Source organism: Actinomyces sp. 2119 (genome assembly GCF_003591215.1).
Classification (GTDB): domain Bacteria; phylum Actinomycetota; class Actinomycetes; order Actinomycetales; family Actinomycetaceae; genus Actinomyces; species Actinomyces lilanjuaniae.
Map to the genome: position 1 here is coordinate 224,908 of NZ_QYRR01000006.1, position 21,487 is coordinate 246,394.

The 21,487-nt window shown below is 70.0% G+C and carries 13 protein-coding genes; 1 reads left to right on the forward strand and 12 read right to left on the reverse strand.

The genetic code is table 11. The features are described from left to right. Window positions 1–128: 128 nt before the first annotated feature. The 12 genes from D4740_RS09045 to D4740_RS09100 form a co-directional block, all read right to left on the reverse strand. Window positions 129–2,075: a DUF6541 family protein gene (locus D4740_RS09045; RefSeq protein WP_147392890.1), complete on the reverse strand. Its 1,947-nt coding sequence runs from the start codon at window positions 2,073–2,075 to the stop codon at window positions 129–131. Window positions 2,076–2,222: 147 nt separating this feature from the next. Further along, entirely contained in the window at window positions 2,223–4,415 is a 2,193-nt protein-coding gene (locus tag D4740_RS09050) for a DUF6541 family protein (RefSeq protein ID WP_147392891.1), read from the reverse strand. After that, window positions 4,412–6,400 carry a DUF6541 family protein gene (locus D4740_RS09055; RefSeq protein ID WP_310732079.1) on the reverse strand — a complete coding sequence of 663 codons (1,989 nt, stop codon included), beginning with the start codon at window positions 6,398–6,400 and terminating at the stop codon, window positions 4,412–4,414. Before D4740_RS09055 ends, D4740_RS09050 begins: the two co-directional genes overlap by 4 nt. A gap of 135 nt (window positions 6,401–6,535) precedes the next feature. Continuing rightward, entirely contained in the window at window positions 6,536–8,329 is a 1,794-nt protein-coding gene (locus D4740_RS09060) for a glycosyltransferase (protein ID WP_182911380.1), read from the reverse strand. Between the two features lie 487 nt (window positions 8,330–8,816). Continuing rightward, complete coding sequence (locus tag D4740_RS09065) at window positions 8,817–11,591, reverse strand: glycosyltransferase (protein WP_119836612.1); 2,775 nt, start codon at window positions 11,589–11,591, stop codon at window positions 8,817–8,819. Beyond that, entirely contained in the window at window positions 11,588–13,504 is a 1,917-nt protein-coding gene (locus D4740_RS09070) for an ABC transporter ATP-binding protein (protein ID WP_119836613.1), read from the reverse strand. The genes D4740_RS09065 and D4740_RS09070 overlap by 4 nt, the downstream gene beginning before the upstream one ends. Before the next feature lie 91 nt (window positions 13,505–13,595). Next, entirely contained in the window at window positions 13,596–14,912 is a 1,317-nt protein-coding gene (locus tag D4740_RS09075) for a nucleotide sugar dehydrogenase (protein ID WP_119836614.1), read from the reverse strand. Window positions 14,913–15,096: 184 nt separating this feature from the next. Beyond that, complete coding sequence (locus tag D4740_RS09080; RefSeq protein WP_119836615.1) at window positions 15,097–16,497, reverse strand: glycosyltransferase; 1,401 nt, start codon at window positions 16,495–16,497, stop codon at window positions 15,097–15,099. After that, the gene (locus tag D4740_RS09085) at window positions 16,494–17,726 is read right to left on the reverse strand and encodes a glycosyltransferase (protein WP_259390764.1); all 1,233 of its coding nucleotides are present in this window, start codon (window positions 17,724–17,726) and stop codon (window positions 16,494–16,496) included. The genes D4740_RS09080 and D4740_RS09085 overlap by 4 nt, the downstream gene beginning before the upstream one ends. Before the next feature lie 84 nt (window positions 17,727–17,810). Continuing rightward, window positions 17,811–18,119 carry a hypothetical protein gene (locus D4740_RS12755; RefSeq protein WP_139738509.1) on the reverse strand — a complete coding sequence of 103 codons (309 nt, stop codon included), beginning with the start codon at window positions 18,117–18,119 and terminating at the stop codon, window positions 17,811–17,813. A 614-nt stretch (window positions 18,120–18,733) separates the two neighbouring features. Next, entirely contained in the window at window positions 18,734–19,045 is a 312-nt protein-coding gene (locus tag D4740_RS09095) for a hypothetical protein (protein ID WP_119836617.1), read from the reverse strand. Between the two features lie 85 nt (window positions 19,046–19,130). Then, window positions 19,131–20,261 (reverse strand): glycosyltransferase family 4 protein, encoded by a 1,131-nt coding sequence (locus D4740_RS09100; protein WP_119836689.1) that lies wholly within the window; start codon window positions 20,259–20,261, stop codon window positions 19,131–19,133. A 127-nt stretch (window positions 20,262–20,388) separates the two neighbouring features. Between D4740_RS09100 and wecB the strand changes: the two genes are divergently transcribed. Then, window positions 20,389–21,474 (forward strand): non-hydrolyzing UDP-N-acetylglucosamine 2-epimerase, encoded by a 1,086-nt coding sequence (gene wecB / locus D4740_RS09105; protein WP_119836618.1) that lies wholly within the window; start codon window positions 20,389–20,391, stop codon window positions 21,472–21,474. The last annotated feature ends 13 nt before the right edge of the window (window positions 21,475–21,487 follow it).

The window sequence follows — 21,487 nt, forward strand, 5'->3', positions numbered from 1 at the left end:
GCAGCGACCGGCCGCCTGGCTGCTGACAGGCAGGCGCAGCCTGCTGGCCAGAAGCCGACCAGGACAGCTGCCCGGGCAGCTGAGCGCTGATCTGGGCAGGGCTGCCCGGCAGCCAGTCGGTGAGCAGTCTAGGTGTCGGCCCGCCCGTCGCAGGCTGTGACTAGCCAGAGGCTGGTCGTCCCCTCGGATGCCAGGAGGCTGAACCCCCGGGAGGTGTCCACGTTGACGTACCCGGAGAAGTCAGGGGAGATCGCGTCGGACGGGATGCTGGTGTCCTGGTAGTACACCGGGGTCCCGCCCCGGGCGCTGACCAGCCGGCAGACAACCGGGTCGGTGTGGATGAGGTTGAACTGCCTGGCCAGGTAGACCTCCTCGTAGGGGGCGCCCCGGGAGGTAGAGGTACGATGAATGCTGTCGGTACCTGCCATCACGGGAAAGAGCCCCGCGCCAGAGGCGGGATACCCGTAGACTACGGCGTCGGCTGGAAGGCCCCGGGCGGCATCTTGTATAAAGCGGGTCTCCTCGGTCGTGACCCACGGCAAGTGGATGAGTGCGGAGACGTCATAGCCGCGACGTGCCCAGGTCGTGGTGTCCCCGACCGCCGTGCCCACCGACACCCAGCCCGCCGCTGCCACCGTGCTGGCGACAAGGAGCGCGCCCGCCACAGGCACGAGTCCGCCCTGGCGCAGCCGAGCCATGCACCAGCTCAGGACGGCCTCCACGGCACAGGCCGCCAGGACCCCGGACAGGACTGCCAGAAGGCCCAGGTACCGGTTGTCATCACGCCACCACCCGCCGACCAGGGCTCGCCACCACCCCTGCGGGCTGGCGGTCAGCACGACCAGGAGCAGCACGGTGCCCCAGGCCGCCGCCACCTCCCAGCGGCGGCGGTACAGGATGAGAAGCACGCCGCACAGGGCGGCTAGGGCCACGGGCCAGTAGCGCCACGTATCGCCGTCGCCCTGGAGCGGAGCCAGGGTCAGCGCCCCGAGCAGGACCTCGCCCATGCTCCGCGGCTGACGGTCGTAGCCGCTCATGGCCCCCAGGGCTGGTAGTGAGCACATGGCCCACAGCGCCAGGACCGCCAGGCCCACCAGCAGCAGGGAGCGCAGCCGTGCCACCCCTCGGTCCCGTACAGCCAGCTGGGCGGACCACAGCAGTGTCAGCGCTGCCACGACGACCACAAGAAGCTGGCCCGCCCCCGCGTGGGCGACTCCCGCACCGACGACCCCCGCCACGACGGCAAGCACGGCAGTGACGGATCTCTTGCTCCTGTACCACTCCAGGACCGCCGCCAGGGCGAAGGGAACCAGCGCCACCGACAGGGCGGTAGGGGCCTGGCCGTGGAAGTAGAGCGGAAACCCGGGGAACCACATGGTGGCGGCTCCGGCGGAGGGGGCCAGGGCGGTAGTGACAGGACCGCCCCCCGCAGCGCGCCCCAGCACCACGCACCCCAGGGGGGCCAGGAACAGCACGACCATGAGTACGACGACGTTGAAGGCGGTGGGCACCTCCGCCGTCGGCACGAGCGCGGCGAGCGTGTGCCACAGGTTCGGGTAGTACCCGCCCCCGTTGACCGGCTGCGAGGAGCCCAGGGGGGAGGCGTTACCAGACTCCATGATCTCGACGATGTAGTTCAGGTGGAACATCACGTCGTGGTTCTGCAGGACCGCTGCGGGACTGGCAGCCGCGCGGACCAGGACAGTCAGCTGGAGCAGCGCCGCTACCCCCATCCCCACAAACGCTGCCCAGGTCGTGGGCGAAGCGAGCAGGCCGCGCCAGGACCCGTCGGCTCCGTCCCTGCGGCGAGCACGACGGCTCCTGACCAACCAGGTCAGCCCGGCCGGGAGGCACACCAGGAGCAGGAGCACGGCAGCACCCGGCCGGGTCCACCTCAGTCCGAGCAGCGGCATAACGACAGTACCTGCGGTCACCACGATAATGCCCGTACCGGGCGCCCCCGCCACGGCCAGGCGAGGCCCCGCCCCGAGGGACCCGAGGAAAACGAGGCCGGGAAGAAGCAGAAGCAACAGGGAGATGGCGGCCAGGAGCACCGCAGCAAGCCATTCCAGCACGTCGCTAGGCTAGCCCAGCGGCGCGCAGACAGGCGGGCCTGTACCACCGGTTATGCCGAGATGTTGCCAGCACTCACCCCCTGGCCCGGGTGACCTCACAGACCCCGGAGGCAGCTGTCACGGCCCCGCTCCGCCTCGCAGCAGCGTCTAGTCGCAGGCGTTGATACGCCACAGGGCGTAGTGGCCGTCACTGGCCACGAGCTCGATGTCCTCCAGGGGGACCTGGGCGAACCCGACGTCCCAACGGTAGGGGGGCTGCCCGTGACGAGCCCCCTCCGCGTCACGGGAGTAGTCCGTGTACAGGTAGAATGCCCCGAGTTCCCTCAACAGCCTGCACACCTCCTGGCTCCCGGTCCCCTTCTTCAGGCCAGGCCAGGCATCCGCGAGCTGGTGCTCAGCACTGTGGGCCGACGGCCTGGAGCGGGAGGGGTACACCACGTGGACACCACCAAGAGACCACAGCATTGAGGCCCCCCGCGAGGGAGGTCCCACAACCACTGCGTCAGGTGGAAGCAGCGAGGAGGCCCCCTGGATAAAGTCGATCTCCCTGGCCGTGACGAGGGTCCCGTACTGGACCTGCTCAGGATCGTGGACACTGGCGACCAGGTCCCGCTGCAGGGGGAGCCTGCCCCCGGCGAGCACCACAACCAACACGGCAGCGGCCACGCCGGGCAGCACGCGCCGGGAGCCACGGCGCCCACCGGGTCGACCGGGCCGACCACCCGGCCGGCCACCATCCCGGGCAAGAAGGCGGCCGCTGTCCCGGCCACCGAAGCGGCGCTGCCTGGAGGTCCGCACCCGTGCCAGCAGGTGGGAGCAGGCCAGCGCGGCCAGGACCAGCGCGGGTAGCAGGACCAGCGGGACCAGCCGGGCCTTCTGCAGGTACCAGGGTGCTCCCAGCTGGCGTCCCCACCAGGACGGCCCCCCGACCATGACCGTCAGCAGCAGTGCCGCCACCCATGCCCTGAGCCAGGAGCGCGCTGCCGACTGCCGCCAGGCCAGCCACGCACCCAGGAGGGTCAGCGACGCCGTCACCAGTCCCAGGAGGGAGGTCCAGCCCCAGACCGTCCCATAGGCGGGTAGGTCCGCCAGGGCCTGTCCCAGTGTCGCGACCAGGCCTTCCCAGCCGCCGTCGGGACGGGAGTACCCCAGGACGCTGCCCAGTGGACGGCGCACGGCCCACAGCCCCCCCAGGGCTGCCACCACCACGACGGCAGTCGCCCGGACGCGGGCGCGGACCCCTGCCGTGGCCACCCGCCACACGGCGGGGAGCCATCCAGCCCCCAGGACCATCACGCTGAACACGGCAACGCCGTGAGCTGCCGCTGCTCCCACGGTGCACATGACAAGCAGGAGCACCAGCGGCAGCACCCCGGGACCAGAACGACACTGCGGACCACGATCCAGCCCCGGGCCGCTCCCCTGCGTTCCGGGGTCCTGTCCGGGCGCTGAGGGGGAAACGGGCAGGACCCTGGTCGGGACAAGCAGGTGGAGCGCCAGCAGGACCCCGGGCAGCGCCACGACGCTGAGGGCGTAGGGCCACACGGCCAGAGACGTCAGCAGCATGGTGAAGGCGATGGCGGTGCCGCCCAGGAGCACTGTCAGCGCGACACCCCACTCACGCACGGGCCCAGGACCCGGCAGCAGGTCTCGCACTCCGGTGAGCATCCCTGCCAGGGCGCTGGGCCACACAAGCGCCCCTGTTCCCAGCAGCGCCGCGTTGGTGGCCTGGACGGGACCCGCGGGCAGGAGGGAGACCATGGCGTGCCACGGTGTCGGGTAGTAGACGGACTGCCCCTGGTAGAGCGCCTCCAGCCCCCCCAGCAGGGAGGCGTCTCCTCCTTCCCGGACTGCGGCGACGGCACTGAGGTGAAAGACCGCATCAAAGGCCTGTGCGGGCCACCGGGGGCTGACGGCCCCCCACCCGTAGGCCGTCGTCCAGGCGACGGCGGTGAGCAGGACGGCAAGGAGGACGGGACCGTGCGACCTGGCCAGGTCCCCGGGACGGTTGCGCCCCCGCAACCAGCCACCCGTCTTTCTCCAGCCCCCGAGCCGACTGGCGGTGCTGCCTGGCACCCGTGACAGCACCGCCACGAGCCCGGTGAGTACCGCAGTCAGCACCCCCAGGAGAGGCAGCGCGGCCGTGCCCCACCGCCAGCCGAGTGCCTGGGCCACAGTAGTGGCCACAGCAACCAGTGCCACGGTGAGCCCGGGAGCCAGCGCCAGCGCCGACCACCCGCGCACACCTGCCGCGCGGGTCAGGCACCACCCCGGAACCCACAGCAGAAGGGCAAAGAGGACAGCCAGCCCGCAGGTGCCAAGAAGGTCGGGAAGGCTCACGGGCTCCATCCACAGGCGCTGATGACGTACAGCGTGTGGACACCGTCGCTGGCCACCGGGGTCAGGGCCTCATCGGGTATCAGGTTGAGCTGGTTGTGCCACTGGGGCGCCTTGCCGCCCCCCGGAGGGTCACCTTCCGTGGGGTCGGCGTCGTAGTAGTAGTAGTGCGCCCCGAGGCGGTCCAGAGCCTGGCAGACCTCAGGGTCAACCTGGACGTAAGCGGCTCGGGCAGCCACGTAGCGCCGGTCCTCCTCGGAGTAGAAGCGCAGGGTGGGAAAGACCACCGGCGTCTGCGTCAGCGACCAGAAGTAGGCCGACCCGTTGGTCGGCTGCCCCAGGACGACGGCATCGGGGGGCAGCTGGCTCGCCGCCTCCCGGATAAAGTCCGCCTCCCCTGGGGAGAGCATGGCTGTCCAGGTGAGGTGCTGAGGCTGGTAGGCCACAGCAACCACCCTCTCGTGCATCCCGGCCCGGCCGACGGCGTTGACGACCAGTGCCACTGAGCAGACCAGTGCCACAACGCTGGCGACAGCCCGCGGTGCTCCTGAGCGGCTCCGGGCCAGCCCCGCAAGCCAGTCGATCGTGGTGGCTGCCAGCACCAGGGTGGATATCTCCAGCAGCGGCAGGATCCGGGCCCGCTGAAGGTACCAGGGCGAGGCCAGCAGGCTCAGCGGAGTCCAGGTGAGCACGGAGGCAGCCAGGAGCACCAGCACCAGGGGCAGACACAGCGCGGCCCAGCGGTGGCGGCGCGTCACCAGGGAGACGAGGAAGCCGACACCGGCAAGCAGGGTGAGTACCGTGGCTCCCAGGGAGCGGTCGGAGATGTTGGCAAGCATGGGGCTGTCCCGCCACGCCTCAATAAGCATGGTGGTCACCATCGCCCCCGGCCGGGTGAAGCGGGCCAGCATGATGAGCTGGTCGGCGAAGAGGACGGCGCCCACGACGACTGCCAGGACCAGGCCTCCAGCCAGCGCCAGCATGCTGGTGCGCAGGCGCCCGCCTGCCCGCCAGCGGCGTCGCACCTCGTGAAGGAGGACCAGGAGCAGTGCGGGCACGGCGATGACAGCCAGGTTGAAGACCGAGGTCCCGTGGACGAAGACCAGCCCCAGAGCGGCCAGGACCCCACCGGCCACGGTCCCGGGGAGCCACGTAGTGGTCCTCCTGGGGGCAGGACCCCGCTGTGGGCGGCACACCAGGACAAGAGTCACCGCCCCTGGCAGCAGACACACTGCCCAGGCGTAGGGCCACAAGGTGGTCAGCATGGAGAACGGGCCTGAGGCGATGGCGGAGGCCACGGTACCTGCTAGCAGCGGCAGCCCGTCACGGACGCGGCGTGAGGCCACCGGGAAGAGGGCCGACAGGAGCGAGGCGCACCCCAGGGGCCAGATGACGCAGGCCCCCAGCAGGGCCACCACGTTAGCGGCTACCGGGACAGAGGTCGGCACCACCGCCACCAGGGCGTGCCACCCCGTGGGGTAGTAGTGCGTCTCTCCCCAGTACATAGGGTCGAGGGAGCCCACCGGGTAGGCGTTGGCCTGGCTGCGCACGTAGGTCGCCGCGTTGAGGTGCCAGACCCCGTCAGAGGCCTGCATCGGGGTGTCGATTCCGCCGAAGCCGCGCAGCACCGCCTGCGCCGACAGCAGGCAGGCCAGGGCCAGGGCTGCGACAAGCGGCCACCAGATCCTTGGTGGAGGGGCCTCCGGCGCTCCAGGCCAGCGTCGACGCACCAGCCTGGTCACAGCCAGGACCGCCCCCAGGAGCACCAGGAGCCCGAGGCTGGCCGTCAGCGTGTTCCAGGGCAGGGAGAGCAGGTGGTAGAGGACCACCAGCGCACCCATGCCCGCAGAGGCGACTGAGGGAGCGGCTGCCAGCGCCTGCAGGCGCAGCACCCGCAGACCCCGCAGCAGGAGGTAGCCGGGGACGAACAGGATGATCAGGACGAAGAGGGCGGCGGTACACGCCTCAGCCCAGGTCGCGGTTTCCAGGAGCTACGCCTTTACGTTGAGAATGACTGTCAGGACAGTGCCGCACGGCAACCGCACCAGCATATGTCCGCGACACAGGCGTGGACGAGTGGTAGCGGGCGGTATCGACGAGGTATCGGGCTCACCTGCACCGCCCTAGTCATGCTCGTCGTCCTCTGCTCTGGTTGTCTTCGCCTCCTTCTGCCTGCTCCTGCCAACGGCCCCGGCAGTACCGTCATCGTCGTCAGACCGCCCCTCCCGGCCCCGCCCCAGGAGCAGGGCGTCGTAGCGGGGGCGGACCGCGCTCCAGTCCGCGTGGGAGACCATCCACTCAGCCTGCTGCACCCGGTAGGCCTCGTCGTCGCCCAGGGCGAGGATGCGCGCAGCAGCCTCCTGGGGTGTTGCCACGACCCACTGCGCGGGGAACAGCGCGCCGGGCCCTCCCCACCGAGCGACGTCGGGCCAGTTACGCACCACCGGCAGCGCCCCGGAGGCGGCCCCCTCAATGAAGCCCTCGTGCGTCCCCTCACGGCGGGAGGAGGACAGGATGACCCCCGCCTCCCTGAGAAAGGCCGGGACCTGGCTGGTGCGCCCGGTGATCCTGACCGAGGAGCCAAGCGCCTTGATCCTGGCCCTGGTCGCCTCCGCATAGGCTGCCTCAGCCTCCGACATGTCCTCAGGAAAGTCGGGACCGATCAGGAGCAACGACCAGGAGGGGTCATCCTGACGCACCAGGTCCAGGACGTCGAGCGCCCATGCGGGGTCCTTGCGCCGGGCGGCCCAGCCGACCAGGGCGATTGTCCTGGCCGACCCGGCGGTCTTGGGCAGACGGAAGCGGGTGAGTAGCGCCCGGTTGGGGACCGTGGAGACCACGACGTGGCCAGGCAGCCTCACCGTCGTCTCCAGCATCCTGCGGATCGCCGGGGACACGGTCACCAGCTCGCTGACCGCGTTCCAGTCAACGAGCTGGGGCATCGCGGTAGACGCCTCGTAGGAGTGGATGCGGATGAGCAGCCGGGCCTGGGGAGCCAGCAGCGGGACCACGAGGCTGGCCCAGACCGCGGCAGCGCTCCCCCACTCAACGAAGACGGTGTCCGCCCAGGCGAGGTCGTCAGCGACCTTCTGCGGTACCGCAACCCGGTGACCCCGACCACGCGCCAGCTCCACACGCAGCGCCAGGACGGTGCTCTGCTCGGGGACGACAGGCAGGTCTCCCAGATCCTGACACCGGACCTCGAAGCGCTCGTCAGCATCGTAGTCCGCGATGATGTCTGTCACGAAGTTCCAGTTCTTCAGGGACAGGAAGAGGACCCGGCGCGGACGCTCCCGGGTGGCCGAGAAGGCCGCGTTGTCGTCGTTGTCGTCGTTGTCATCGTTGTCGTCGTCCAGAACCGCAGACCCACGCTGCTGCTCAGCCACGACGGCGACAGGGCGAGTCACCTCCTGGAAGGCCCTGGAGGCACGTAACGGGGCCAGGAAGCCGTGGGGATCCACCGACAGGGCCGAGTCCGTGGCGCCAAAGTGCAGCTGGGGATGGAACATCAGCCGCAGCACCAGGTCGAGCAGGCCCGCCACACAGGCGTCCTCCTCCGCCGCCCAGGCCTGGTCCGCCAGGTCAAGGACGTACTGGGCGGCTGTCGCGGCACGACGTGAGTCACCGTCGTCGACGTCCAGGTCGATGATGCAGTCCTCCAGGCGCAGCACCGAGACCTCAGGACGCTCACCCATCTGGGAGGCGGCCCGGCGCAGCAGCCTGCGCGCCTGGGGGAAGCGGTGACGATCAGCCAGGAAGCGCGCCCGCCGGGCGACCTCCAGCGCACCCGCCAGGGCGTTCCTGCGCAGCGAGACGTCGAGCCTGGACAGGACGACAGTCTCCAGGACAGCCATCCCCGGCCTGGTGGTGGCGGCTCGGGCCATGAGACCCACAAGACCAGTAGCGTTGCGTGCCATCAGCGCCCCCAGGACTCGTCGGCGGAGAAACCGAGGTATACCCCAGCCCCGGCGGACGTCCTGGTACGCCAGGACGAGGCGAACCACACCGTCGGCGCCCCCGGAGCCGTGTCTGTGGCCGACTGCCCGAGGTTGCCGGAAGCCGCAGCTACCACGGCACCGTGACCGGCTGCCCACGAACAGGTCAGGCATGTCCTCATCACGGCGACCTCCTCCCCTTGCGGCGCTCCCGCACTGGATCCGTTCCCGCGAGGACCTGAGCACCGTGGCACAGCGCAGCCTAGACGGTGCCGCGCGCACGGACGCGGGTCCCGTGCCCGGAACACAAGTCTCCTGCCGCCCGCGCGGACGCCCAGGAGCCTTGGACCACGACGGGCTACTACCGTACCGGGACGACCCGCTCCAGGCGGGGCAGCCGTGCCGGTGTCACGCCACCACCCACCCGCTGACAGCACAGTGACCTGGCCGACGGAGGTTGTCGTCGCTCTCATCGGTCCTCCCCTTCCGCTAGCCCGGCCAGGCCGGAGGACGGTAGCAGCGACGGGTCCTGGGCGCGAGCACGTCGTTCCAGCACCGCAACGGCCTGCGTCCAGCCAGCCATCTGCTGCTCAGCGCTCAGCAGGCGAGCCGCCTGGTCGCTCGCCCGCTTGGCCCGGGCCACGTCCTGGTCCGTCAGGGTGTCCAGAGCCTCAGCCAGGGAGGAGGCGGAGAAGTCTTCCGTGACGACGCCCAGACCGTGCTGCCTCACCACCTGAGCCATCTCCGGGCTCGGGGACACGACGACGGCCAGACGTGCCTGGACGAAGTCGAACAGCTTGTTGGGCAAGGCGTGCTTGTAGTTGAAGGACACCGGCGGTAGGCAGAAGACACCGACGTCGTAGCCCGAGAGAGTCTCCACCAGCTGGGAGTAGGGAACCGGGTCCAGGACCCGCACGCGCCCGGGCGGCAGCTCCGCCGCCTGCTGGCGCAGTCGCTCGATCAGGTCGGGGTCGTTCCTGGTGAGGTAGAGGTCAAAGGTTACCTCCCTGCGGGTGCGCCCCACCGCCTCGATCATGCGGTCAAGGTGGCGGTCCGGCAGAGCCGCTCCGGAGTGGACCAGCCGCAGGGGACGGGAGGGCGGGGTCACGACGGTGTCATGATAGGGGGTGGCGTTAGTCACCACCCCGGCCCGTATGCCGTACTCGCGCCTGTAGGCCTGCGCCAGCCCCTGGGCCACAGTGGTCACGGAGTCCGCCCGGGCGACGTAGCGTCGGCACAGCCAGCGCACGTAGGGAGCCACGAAAAGCCGCCAGCGCAGCACTCCCTCCTTCTGCCGGGGCGCGTACTCGTGCAGGTCGGCGTGGACACCCCCCAGGGGACGCAGGGACAGTGCCAGGGGGACGGTCTCTGCGTCGTTGGCCAGGACCACGTCCCAGGCTCCCACCGGCAGGTGCTTGCGCGCCCAGGAGACCACCTCCTGTGTCGCCTGCACCCGGGAGAAGCGCCGGGCTATCAGGCTGGCGCGGTCCAGGCGCCACGAGACCAGCTCGTCAGGGATCTGCACGTGGGCAACCACACCCTCAGGGGCCTGTCCGTAGCCACAGGTGGTGACCTCGTAGGTGGGCGACAGCAGGCGCACCTGCTTGAGCACACGAGCGTCGGAGACGATCGGGGAGAAGGAGAGAATCAACACCCGAGCGCGCCGGGAGCCTGACGAGGACCTGCTGTCCAGCCGGGCACGGGCCGGCCCCAGAAGCGCCCGGCGGTAGGCGCCGAGCAGGGCGACGCTCTCGCTCTGCCAGGTCAGGTGCTGCCCCGCCGCCAGGGCCGCATCCCGGTACCGCTGCGGGTCCGCCAGGATCTGACGGATGGTCAGGGCGAGGTCCGCCGGATCCTCACCGCTGAAGACCTCGCCGACCCCGAGGCGCTCGACCACCGAGCGGATGTCCGGCAGGTCAGCGGCGGCCACCGGCACACCTCCTCGGATCGACTCGAAGAGCTTGTTGGGCAGGGCGTAGCGGTAGGACAGACAGGTGGGACGGACGTGGACTACAGAGATGTCCGCGTCGGATAGCGCCTCGGAGACCGCGTGGGGAGCCACGGGCCCGACCTGGTGGACCCGGTGGGTGACTCCGTGGCGGGCCGCAAGGTCCCACAGCGTGGGCAGGTAGTCAGGCTCCCCGTATCCCAGCATGACCAGGTGGACGGTCTCTGGGAGCGCGGGCAGAGCCGCGATCGTCTCCTCAATGCCCCGTGAGGTGGTGATGCGTCCCCCGTAGGCGATGACCTGCGTGTCAGGTCCCAGCCCGGCGAGCTCGCGCAGCCGTCCCCGGGAGCGGTCCGGGGCGGGGCCGGCCACCGGGACGTTACGCACCAGGACCGGCGGCGAAGGCATCTGGTAGTGCTCCGCCATCCAGCGCACGATCGAGGGGGACACGGTGATGACCGCGTCAGCGCGCGCGACCCCGCGGGCCTCGATAGCCGCCTCGACCCGGGGGGCAAGAAGACGGTCAGCCCGCACGTTGCGGTCCAGCCACAGCTCGTGGGCGTCGTAGACGAGCCTGGCGCCGCAGCGCTCCACGATCCACAGTGCTGGAGCGAGGGTGTTGCCGTCATTGGCGTGCACCACGTCCGGAGACCAGTCCAGGGCGGCGCGGGCAGTACGAAGCCAGTAGGTGGACAGGGCAAGGGTCTTGTAGGCGCGCATCCCCATGTCCGCCTGGAGCGCCACCACGGAGGAGGAGGTCTCACGCAGCACCCGGCGCGCCCGGCCGAGCAGAGAGGAGGTGCCCGGCACCCTGCCCGTACCCGAGGGGGCCGACGCCTCCTTCTGCTGCCCCATCGTTGCGGACCCGAGACCACCACCGCTACCACCAGTGCCGTGCCCGGAGTCGGGCGCCACCGCAGACAGCGCACCAACCGCCTCCACGGCCGCGGCCGACGACACGCCCCCTTCGTGGACGCCCTCGGCAACGCTGTTCCCGTTCAACCAGGACCGCATCCGAGCCACACCCGGAGCCACTCGCTCCAGTGAGAACTCCTGGCTGCGGTGGATGTCCACCCCGGAGGAGACCGGCTCACGTCCCTCGGAGAAGCCTGCGCTAGCACGCGAGACGGCAAAGATGCGCACCGTTGCCCCGGCGTCCCTCAGGGTCGCGGCCTCCTTGAGCACCCGAGAGTCGTTGTGGGCGTCATTGAAGACAAGCATGGCCACACGTGGCCCCCGTCCGCCCCGGGTAGGCAGGCGCAGGCTGGCCGGTGCCGATCCGGTCTGGCGGTTCATACGTTCTCCTCCTGGGCGTGACCCGGTTCCGAGACAGCGGCGGACACAGCAACGTCGTCTGGCACAGCGGACGGCACGGCCGACGCCGACCGACCTGGGCTCACCGGACCCACCGTAGCGGCGGAACCGTTGTCGAGCAGCCCGGCCAGCGCCGCCTGCTGGGCAAAGTCCGGAGCGGAGGCCACGACCTCGTCAAAGGTACCGCAGGCCACGAGCTCGGCCTCCCGCATAAAGCAGACCTGGTCGCTGTGACGGATCGTGGCCAGGCGGTGGGCGACGACGATGACGGTCACCTCGCCCGAGAGCCCCGCGACGGCCTCGGTGACCGCGGCCTCGGTGGCGGTGTCCAGAGCAGAGGTGGCCTCATCCATGATGAGGACAAGAGGCTCGGAGTACAGAGCCCGGGCAATTCCCAGGCGCTGGCGCTGGCCCCCGGACAGCTTCATACCGCCCTCGCCGACCTCCGCCCAGATGCCTCCTGGCCGTTCCTCGATGACGTCGAGGAGCTGCGCCCGCTCCAGGGCGCGGCGGACACGGTCCTCGTCGATAGAGTCAGTGTCCCAGGACAGAGCCACGTTGTGGGCGACAGTGGAGTCAAACAGAGAGACCTCCTGGGGGACGTAGCCCACGCGGGATCGCCAGGAGCGCAGGACGTCGCTGAGAGGGACGTCGTCGACCCGCAGCGTCCCCGAGGAGGGCTCCTGCAGCCCCAGGATGATGTCCACCAGGGTGGACTTGCCCGATCCGGAGGCACCCACCAGCGCCATGGAGGAGCCAAAGGGCAAGGTCAGGGAGATGTTCCTCACCGCAGGCTCCTCGGAGTCCGCGTAGCTGAAGGTGACGTCGTCGACGACGAGGGCGCGAGCACCCTGCGGCAGGTCGGCTCCAGCGTTCATCTCGGCGTGGCGCTCCCGGTTGGCCCGGCCCTCCTCGATCTCGGCGAGGACCCGCTCGGCATGGGGGATGTTGGAGCCGGTCTGTCCCATGATCGTCTGGAAACGAGTGATGGAGGGCACGATACGAAAGCCGCAGACGCCGAAGAGCGCCAGGGAGGACAGCGCCTCACCCTGGCCACCCTGCATGAAGCCCATGACCGCAGCGATGACGAGCCCCCCGATCAGGGCCATCTCCAGCATGTAGCGCGGGACCGCCCCCAGAAAGGCCTGGTCCGCACGGGCGCGGGAGGCACGGCTGCGCTCTGCCAGCACCACGCGCTCCAGCTCGGCAGCCTTGTCCCGCAGGGTGATCTCCTTGAGCGAGTGGACCATCTCGGTGACCAGTCGCACTGCCTTGACGGAGTAGACGCGGTTGTCCTGCCCCGCGGCAAAGGCCCGTCGCAGGACCCACAGGTACATGATGACGGCGACCAGGAGGAAGTAGACCACCGTGACCGCGGCCATGACCGGACGTGACACGAACAGGACCGCCATCACCGCGACGAAGGTGCAGATCTCACCAGCAAGCTGGGTGAAGGGGATGAGGACGCCGGAGACCGTGGAAGCCACACCCACGTCGGTGGAGCGGACCAGGTCCGTGGAATGGCGCTTGAGGCGGTCAGCCCAGGGCGCGTAGAAGAAGGAGTCCAGCAGCTGGGCACCCAGGTCCTGCTCAAAGCTGGCGAAGCGCCTGGTGGAGATGCGCTGGAGGACAATCGCCAGCAGTCCCTTGGTCACGTAGAGAACGCAGACAACCACCAGGAGCCAGACCAGCATGCTGGGCGGGACAGTGACTCCCAGTAGGGGGATAGTCATGCTGGTCCCGGACATGAGCGGTGTCAGCAGGAGAGCCAGCAGCCCCATGGCCGCCACGTCCAGGAGGGCCAGCGCGGAGAACAGCCCCGCGAACGTGAGGATGAATCTCTTGGCCCCTGGTGGCAGGACGCCCAGGAGGTCTCTGACGGTACCCAGCAGCATGCTCACGCCGCGAGTCTAGCTGGCACGAGCGCCCTCGGCCTGCGGCCAGAGTGTGGGCAGAGCCAAGTTCCGCGCCGTGCCAGCGGGTGGGCTACTGCCCCGTGCGCTCCCCGCCGCCGATCGTCAGACGGGGCGTGCCAGCCCACCGGGCGGGATCCGTAGCGCGCCGCCCGTCAAGGAGGAGCCTGGTGCCAGGAAGGTCCTCCGGGGAGAGGTCCCGGTACTGCGCGTGGTCAGCCTGGACGATCACCACGTCCGCTGGCTCCCCCAGGTGGTAAGGGGTCCAGCCGAAGGCGGACAGCTCCTCGTCGGTGTACATCGGGTCCTGGACGCTGACCTCGGCACCGGCCTCACGCAGCGCCTCTACCGTGGGGAAGACCCCGGAGAAAGCTGTCTCCTTGACCCCGCCGCGGTAGGAGGCGCCCAGGACCACCGCGCGCAGCCCCTCCAGCGAGCCGAGGACCTCGGTCGCCCGGTCCACCACGTAGCGGGGCATGGTGGCGTTGAAGGTCCGTGCTGTACGCACCACCGAGGCGTCAGGGTCGGTGGACAGGTACAGGCGCGGGTAGACGGGGATACAGTGCCCGCCCACCGCGATACCGGGGCGGTGGATGTGGGAGTAGGGCTGGGAGTTGCAGGCCTCAATGACCTTCTCGACGTCAAAGCCCGCCTTGTCCGCATAGACCGCGAACTGGTTGGCCAGGCCGATGTTGACGTCACGGTAGGTGGTCTCCGCCAGCTTGGCCATCTCAGCGGCCTCGGCCGTGCCCATGTCCCACACTCCGTTGGGGCGAGGCAGGTCGTCACGCTCGTCGAAGTCCAGCACCTGCTCGTAGAAGCTGATGCCAGCGCGCGTGCCGTCCTCGGTGAGCCCTCCCACCAGCTTGGGATAGCGGCGCAGATCGGCGAAGACCCTCCCGGTCAGCACCCGCTCGGGGCTGAAGACGAGGTGGAAGTCCCGGCCCTCGGACAGCCCGGAGATCCTCTCGATCATGGGCTTCCACCGGCCACGCAGGGTCCCCACCGGAAGAGTGGTCTCGTAGGAGATGAGGGTGCCGGGAGTCAGGTGCTCGGACAGGGACGCCGTCGCTGCGTCCATCCAGGCGAAGTCAGGCTCCCAGGTGGCGTCGTCCACGAAGAGCGGGACCACCAGGACAACGGCCTGCGCGCCGGGAATGGCCTGCGCGTAGTCGGTGGTGGCGCGCAGGGCGCCCGAGCCGGTAGCCGGGCTGAGGGCGGCCAGCTTCTCTCCCAGGTGCGCCTCTCCGGGGAAGGGCTCGCGACCCGCGTTGACAGCCTCGACAGTCGTGGGGTTGACGTCCACCCCAATCACCTCATGGCCCTTCTCAGCGTACTGGACGGCCAGGGGCAGGCCGATCTTGCCCAGGGCGACGACGGCGATACGCATGCGCGGGTTCCTTCCTCTCAACGTCTGCCGGACAGCAGGCAGGTCCCGTCAAGAATAGCCGCCTCCTCCCGGTGGGGGCACCCGTCCTCCCGATGAGGAAGGACATACTCCCCAAGGACGGACGGCCCGGCCGGACCAGGAGGGCCCAGGACTGTCCGGCCTTCCGGGCGGCAGAGCGGGCCGGTCAGCGCGACAGGCTCCGCGCGTCCAGGACCACGGTGCGTAGAAGATCAGCCACAGCACGACCGGTGGCTGACATCGAGCGGTACTCCTCCACCCAGCGGTGCAGGCGACGTGCCCTCCCAGCGCGCTCCTGCGTCGACGCCAGACGCGTGTCCTCCTCCAGCGCCTCAGCCATGGCCGAGGCCACCGCCTGTGGATCGTGGTCGCAGGCCCACCCCAGGTCGTGACCAGTCACGTCCTCGACCACCGGCCCCCGGCCGGCGTAGAGCACCGGCGTGCCGCACGACAGGGCGGCCAGGACCTTCGTCGGGTAGGCGAAGTCGTAGCCCAGCCCGGGCCTGATCGACACCAGACAGGCCACGGCGCCCCGTTGCCAGCGGGCTGCCTGGGTCGGCGGCATGAGAGGGTGCATAACCACGGCAGGGGCGCCGTCCGGGCCGACCGGGATCGTCGCGGCCGTCTCGCTGATGGCCTCCCAGTCGGAGCCCTGCCCCAGGAAGAGGACCTGGGCCGTGGGGTGCACGCAGCGCACCCGGGCCACGGCCTGGGCAAACACACCTGCTCCCTGCCACTCCGAGGCGGTCCCCGCGTAGACGAAGTAGGGGCCGGTGATCCCCAGCTCCTCCTTCTCCTGGGGAGTCGGGGCAGGGCCGTCAGCGCTGAACACCGAGGTGTCGATACCGTTGAGCACAACCCTGACCTGTCGGGCGCCCAGGTCGCGCACTGCCTGCGCCACGTCCTCGTTGACGGCCACGACGCTGCTGGCTCCCTTCACGGCGAAGGACTCCAGGGCACGTACCGCCCGGACCACCAGCCCTGGTGCACCGGTGGAGGCGGCTGCGGCCGACCACACGTCCGGGGCGTACCAGACGTAGGGCAGGCGGCGCAGGGTGGAGACCAGGCGCACGACCGCACCAGTCGTCGGAGGCGGCTCCACCAGGACCACGTCGGGACGGGGGGCGGTGAGCGCGCGCAGCAGCAGAGGCACGTCGAAGGACATGTAGGGCAGGTAGCCGCGCAGGTAGCCCGAGCGGTCCCGCAGGGCGGGCCAGCGCGAGACAGTAACACCCTGAGGGTCGGGGGGAGCAGGAGTGTCAGCCACTCTGGCAGGGGCGGAGCCGAGCGCCCCGCCGCCCTGGTTCCCAGCGGGCTCCTGGCTACCAGCTGCCCCGGGCCGGGGAGGTGTGGTAGTCAGTACTCGCACTGGCACTCCCCGGCCCGCCAGGGCACGCTCGACCCCGTCGAGCCGGAAGGACGCGGCAGCGGCCTCGGGAAGGTGGATACGCGAGGCCAGGAGCACTCCCCCGCGGCGCACCGCTGGTCGAGGACCAGCTGTGCGCGCCCGGGCGCCTCCTCCCAGTCCCCGGCCGATAATACCGAGAAGACCGATGACAAGAGTCATACCTTCTCCCTACTCTCCCCACTTTCCCCGCTGTCGGGGCTGTCGAGCAGGTCCAGGCTGCGCGGGGACAGGTCGGCGGCAACCTGCCGCGCCCGGGCCTGCCAGGTCTGCTGGGCCAGGACCTGACGCATCCTCTCCTGGACAGCCAGCCTCTCCCCGGGGTTGTCAGCAAGACGACGCAGCAGAGCGGCCAGGGCCTCAGCGCTGTAGGGCAGGGTCCAGCCGATCCCCAGCTCCTCGACGATGCGCCCGGTCTCGGTACCGGCGGTGGCCACCACCGGCAGCTCGTGGGCCAGGTACTCGTAGAGCTTGTAGGGCACGGCAAAGTCCCAGTAGGGGCTGGGCTCCACCAGGAGCACGCCCAGGCTGGCCCTCTCGTAGAGCGGCTCCAGGCCCTGCCTCTCGGTATGGATGACCTCGTGACGCCCCGGAGGCAGGAGAGGCGCGTAGTGGTCCGCCGTGGCCTGCCAGGTCTCCTGGCGCACGCACAGGGTGAGCCGGACCTGGGGCACCTGTCCCACGGCCTCGGCCACGGCGTCCAGGACGTAGTTGTCCCCCAGGACACCGATGAAGAGGAGCTCTAGGCTGCCGGGGCGGGGCCGTGACACCTGGGACACAGCCTGCGGGTCGGCTCCAGGGGGCAGCGCCTTGATGCGCTCCGGCCGGATCACCGGCAGGTGGGGGGCCATCGCCTGGCTGGGTAGGTAGACCTGCACTCCTAGCCGTCTCCAGGACCACAGCTCGGCGGTGTAGGCAGCCTTGAGCGCGTTGTCCACCGCCGGGTGGATCCCCTGGCGGAACCGGGGAAAGCGCCAGTACAGGTCGCGGTAGAAGGAGCCTACTGCCACGCCCCGGCGGATGAGCCGGGAGAAGAGTGCCGTGTCAAGCCGAGGGTGCACCGGCATGTGCCGGGGCTCGGTCAACGCGCTGGGGATGGTCGCGTTCTCCGAGTAGAGGAAAGGCATAGGGGACGCCTGGACGTCGTCAGGCAGGTGCCCACGCTCGAACAGGTACTGGTCTACCCGGTGCAGCGCACGCCTCATCGCACGCCGCCGCTGCGAGGCGTAGCCCGCGACAGTCACCACCTCGAAGCCCAGGGCCTCAAAGGCCTGGCGCATGCGCACCGGTCGCAGGCGGGAGGCAGCCGCCCGCTCCACCAGCGGGTAGGGGGCGTGGAAGATCATGAGGGGGCGGGCGCGGCCCTCTGGTACCTCCCGGTAGTCCTGCACAGTGCTCCTCCGCTCCTCCCGGCTGGTTGCGACGACGGCCAGCGGCGGCGGGGCCGCCGGGCAGGCAGTAAGGCAGACAGTACGTCAGAGGAGCAGCGCGGGCGAGCCGGGCGACTGCGAGGACCGCGATGCCCCTGGCCCGGCTGGCCCCTCATGGTGGACGCCGGCGCCCCGCCCAGCGATCCACCGCTCGATGTCGTCCTTCATCGAGTCCATGACTGCGGACGCCGTCTCTATCGCCCACCGCACGACTGTGTCTTCACCACCATTGACCCGGTCAACAAGGGACTCGTCAATAAAGTTTTCATCAAGAGTCTCGACGGCAACCGCCCCCATTGGGCGGTCAGCGTGCTCCATGCGCACAGCCAGCATGGCGCGACTCTTCATTGCCATTCCCCGACACTCGTGCTTGCTGATCCCGTAAGCGCTCACGTTATACCTCACCCATTCCTCATCGTCAGACGGAAAGCGCTCAAACGCGACACGCCCCTTGGTGTAAGCGAATCCAATACACCCCTCGCCGGGAGGATACGAGAGCCTCCCTGGTCTGTCCAACTCCAAGTTCCGAGAGAATCGCGCTACCGCGTAGAGCCGACTGTCATAACAGTAGTAGAAGGTAACGCGTGACGCCGAGAGCAGCACGTCCTCGCGCCCGCCCGAATCGCTCTCCAGCACCAGAAGACGCAACAGACGGTGCGCCTGAACCTTCATAACAGCGCCAATCATCTGGTGGTACTGTTTCTCCCGCTCCTCGGACCACCGGATCTCCTTCCGAAGGTCGTCGTGACGAGCCCCTGCGACAACTCCCCAGACCAGCGACACGACTGACATGCCAGCACCGACGACCAGAAAGGTGTAACCGGGCAGGAACAAGAGCGGCTCCGTCTGAACGGACCAGATACCGAGCAGGATCGCACCGGCCCCTTGGCCCAGGGTTGGCCAACTCCGTCTGAGGAGGACCATCCACTCCCTGGGTGTGCGCCTGCCCGTAACCATGACGGGGCGGCTCAGGCGGTCGCGTACGCGAGGCGTCTCTTGTCCTTGGCTACCGTCAGATCCACTCTGCCGGAGAGGCTGACAACAGCACCGTTCATGAAGGACTCGGCGACCTCGGCTGCCGCAGCAAAACCCTCTGCCTCAACGACCAGCTCTACCCGGACGGAGTGCAGGGTCGGCGCCTTGCGGATCTCGATGACATCGACGTCAGGCCGCTGCTCCTCAAGCCGACGAGCAGTATCACGCAGCAGGTCTGCAGCAGCGTCAAGATCCTGCCCCTGAGCGAGACCGAGATACGTGGCAGCCTGGTACTTCCTCGCCATGGCCTCCCCTAAATTCTAACTGGTCACCCGGGGGGACATCCCGGCTACCTCGCAGTGTAGCAGGAGCGCACAGGCTCCTGCCGCCTCAGGACCCCACGACCTGCTCGTGGACAGCCCGGTAGGCAGCCCCGACCACAGGCGTGGAGAAGCGCTCACCGATCGTGGCGGCGACCTCGGCCGCACTGGCACCTGCCAGCCGGTCACGGGTCTCCACCACGGCGTCGGCCCAGGCGGCGGGAGCCGCCCCCGCCGCCACGATGCTGCCGTTGCCCTCCTCCACGTACTCCGTCTGCCCCCCGGCGTCAGAGACCACGACGGGACGCCCCGCGACGATGGCCTCGGCAGCGGAGACGAAGAAGTTGTCCCCCCTGGTGGGGCCGAGGAACAGGTCAGCCCGGGCCAGCTCCTCACGCACCCCGGCAGCGTCCAGCGTGCCGGTCAGGCGCACCCGCCCGGCCAGGTCAGGCTGGGCGGCCCGGGCCTCGATCGCGGCCCGCAGCGGCCCCTCCCCCACAAAGGTCATGGTGGCCTCCACGTCCCGGGACACGAGCCCGGCGAGGACCTCCAGGCAGGCAAGAGGGTCCTTGCGCTCCACCAGTCCGCCCACGGTCACCAGGCGCAAGGTCCCGTCCAAGTCCCCGCCCGGACGCTCCCCCCGGCGCGGCACGGGCTCCCCCTGGGGATCCACGATGCAGGGGACAACGACCACGGGGGCCTCCGCCCGGCAAGCCCGGACCGGGGCGGCAAGGTACTCGCACACTGCCGTGACGACGTCGGGACGGCGCAGGGCCGAGGAGACCAGGACCCGCCCCGCCCTCAGCGGCAGGCTCAGCGTGCCGGGGTTGGTCAGGCCCGACCAGTGCTCGGTGTGGACCCACGGCGCAGTCAGCACCCCGGCACAGTCCAGCAGGGTCAGTGGCAGCAGGGAGCTCATGGCCATGGAGTGCACGACGTCAGTGCCCTCGACCAGCCGTGGCAGGGCAGCCGCCGCCTTGGCGACCGAGGCGGGGCTGGCGGGCCGCATGGGCACGCGGACCACGGGAAGCCCCTCGACGGTGACGCGCCGGGTACCGTCGTCCTGGTGGGGCGGCACAAGGTGGACGATGCGAACCTCCTGGCCCGCCCGGGCAATCGCGCGGCAGTCCCTGACCACGAAGGAGCCGGAGGAGGGGGCGACGGTGGTGGGCAGCCAGGTCGTCACAACGGTCACACGCATGGGGCTACTGTAGGGCGAGGACGTCCCAGGACGCATGACAGGACGCCGCGACGGGGCGCTGGCTGCCTCCTGCGCGGCTCCCGCACCAAGTCGGCGCCGGGTCCGCACGTGCGGATACCCTGGTCCCATGCGTGTCCTCTCCGTGGTCGGGGCCCGGCCCCAGTTCGTCAAGCTCGCTCCTGTCGACGCCGCCTTCCGGGCGGCGGGCATCGACCACCGGATCGTCCACACCGGCCAGCACTACGACCCGATGCTCTCCGACGTCTTCTTCACCGACCTGGGGATCGCCTCGCCCGACGTGCACCTGGGGGTGGGTTCAGGCACCCACGGACGCCAGACGGGAGCGATGCTGGCAGCCATGGACGAGGCCATCGAGTCCCACCGCCCCGACTGGGTCCTGGTCTACGGGGACACCAACTCCACCCTGGCCGGTGCCCTGTCCGCCGTCAAGCTGCACGTTCCCGTCGCCCACCTGGAGGCAGGCCTGCGCTCCTTCAACCGCTCCATGCCTGAGGAGGTCAACCGGGTCGTGACCGACCACGCGGCTGACCTGCTGCTGACCCCTACGGCGGTGGGCGCCGACCACCTGGCGGCCGAGGGGCTCGCCGAGCGCACCGTGGTGGTGGGTGACGTCATGACCGACGTGCTTCTCCAGGTACGTGACCGTGTGGCTGACGCCCCCTCCCCGGTCATGACCCGGCTCGGCCTGGAGGAGGGCGGGTACTCTCTGGCGACAATCCACCGGGCTGAGAACACCGACGACCCCGAGCGCCTGGCCAGCGTGCTTGACTCCCTGGCCAGCGTGGACCACCCGGTGGTGCTGCTGGCGCACCCGCGCCTGGCAGCCAGGTGCGCCGCCCACGGCCTGGATCTGCCAGTGCAGGGCGTGCGCGGCTCCCTGCTGGTGCACCCGCCGCTGGCCTACCCGGACCTTATCGCCTCCGCCCTGCACGCGCGCGGGGCGGTGACCGACTCCGGCGGGCTGCAGAAGGAGGCCTTCCTCCTGCGGGTTCCCTGCACCACGGTCCGTCCGCAGACCGAGTGGGTGGAGACCGTGGAGCTGGGGTGGAACGTGCTGGTCGAGCCCGGACCGGACCTGGTCGCGGCGGCCTCACGTCCGCGCCCGACAGAGCCGCTCCCGGACCAGGCCCACCCCTACGGGGACGGGCACGCCGCCCAGCGGGTGGTCGAGGCGCTGCTGGAGAGGGCCTGAAGCGCAGCAGGCG

Bases quoted from the DNA above. Each gene is read 5' to 3' on its own strand.
- D4740_RS09080 (WP_119836615.1), bottom strand. From the start codon at position 16,497: ATGACTCTTGTCATCGGTCTTCTCGGTATTATCGGCCGGGGACTGGGA.
- D4740_RS09095 (WP_119836617.1), bottom strand. From the start codon at position 19,045: ATGGCGAGGAAGTACCAGGCTGCCACGTATCTCGGTCTCGCTCAGGGG.
- D4740_RS09065 (WP_119836612.1), bottom strand. From the start codon at position 11,591: ATGAACCGCCAGACCGGATCGGCACCGGCCAGCCTGCGCCTGCCTACC.
- D4740_RS09100 (WP_119836689.1), bottom strand. From the start codon at position 20,261: ATGCGTGTGACCGTTGTGACGACCTGGCTGCCCACCACCGTCGCCCCC.
- wecB (WP_119836618.1), top strand. From the start codon at position 20,389: ATGCGTGTCCTCTCCGTGGTCGGGGCCCGGCCCCAGTTCGTCAAGCTC.
- D4740_RS09070 (WP_119836613.1), bottom strand. From the start codon at position 13,504: ATGCTGCTGGGTACCGTCAGAGACCTCCTGGGCGTCCTGCCACCAGGG.
- D4740_RS12755 (WP_139738509.1), bottom strand. From the start codon at position 18,119: ATGGCAATGAAGAGTCGCGCCATGCTGGCTGTGCGCATGGAGCACGCT.
- D4740_RS09060 (WP_182911380.1), bottom strand. From the start codon at position 8,329: ATGGCACGCAACGCTACTGGTCTTGTGGGTCTCATGGCCCGAGCCGCC.
- D4740_RS09075 (WP_119836614.1), bottom strand. From the start codon at position 14,912: ATGCGTATCGCCGTCGTCGCCCTGGGCAAGATCGGCCTGCCCCTGGCC.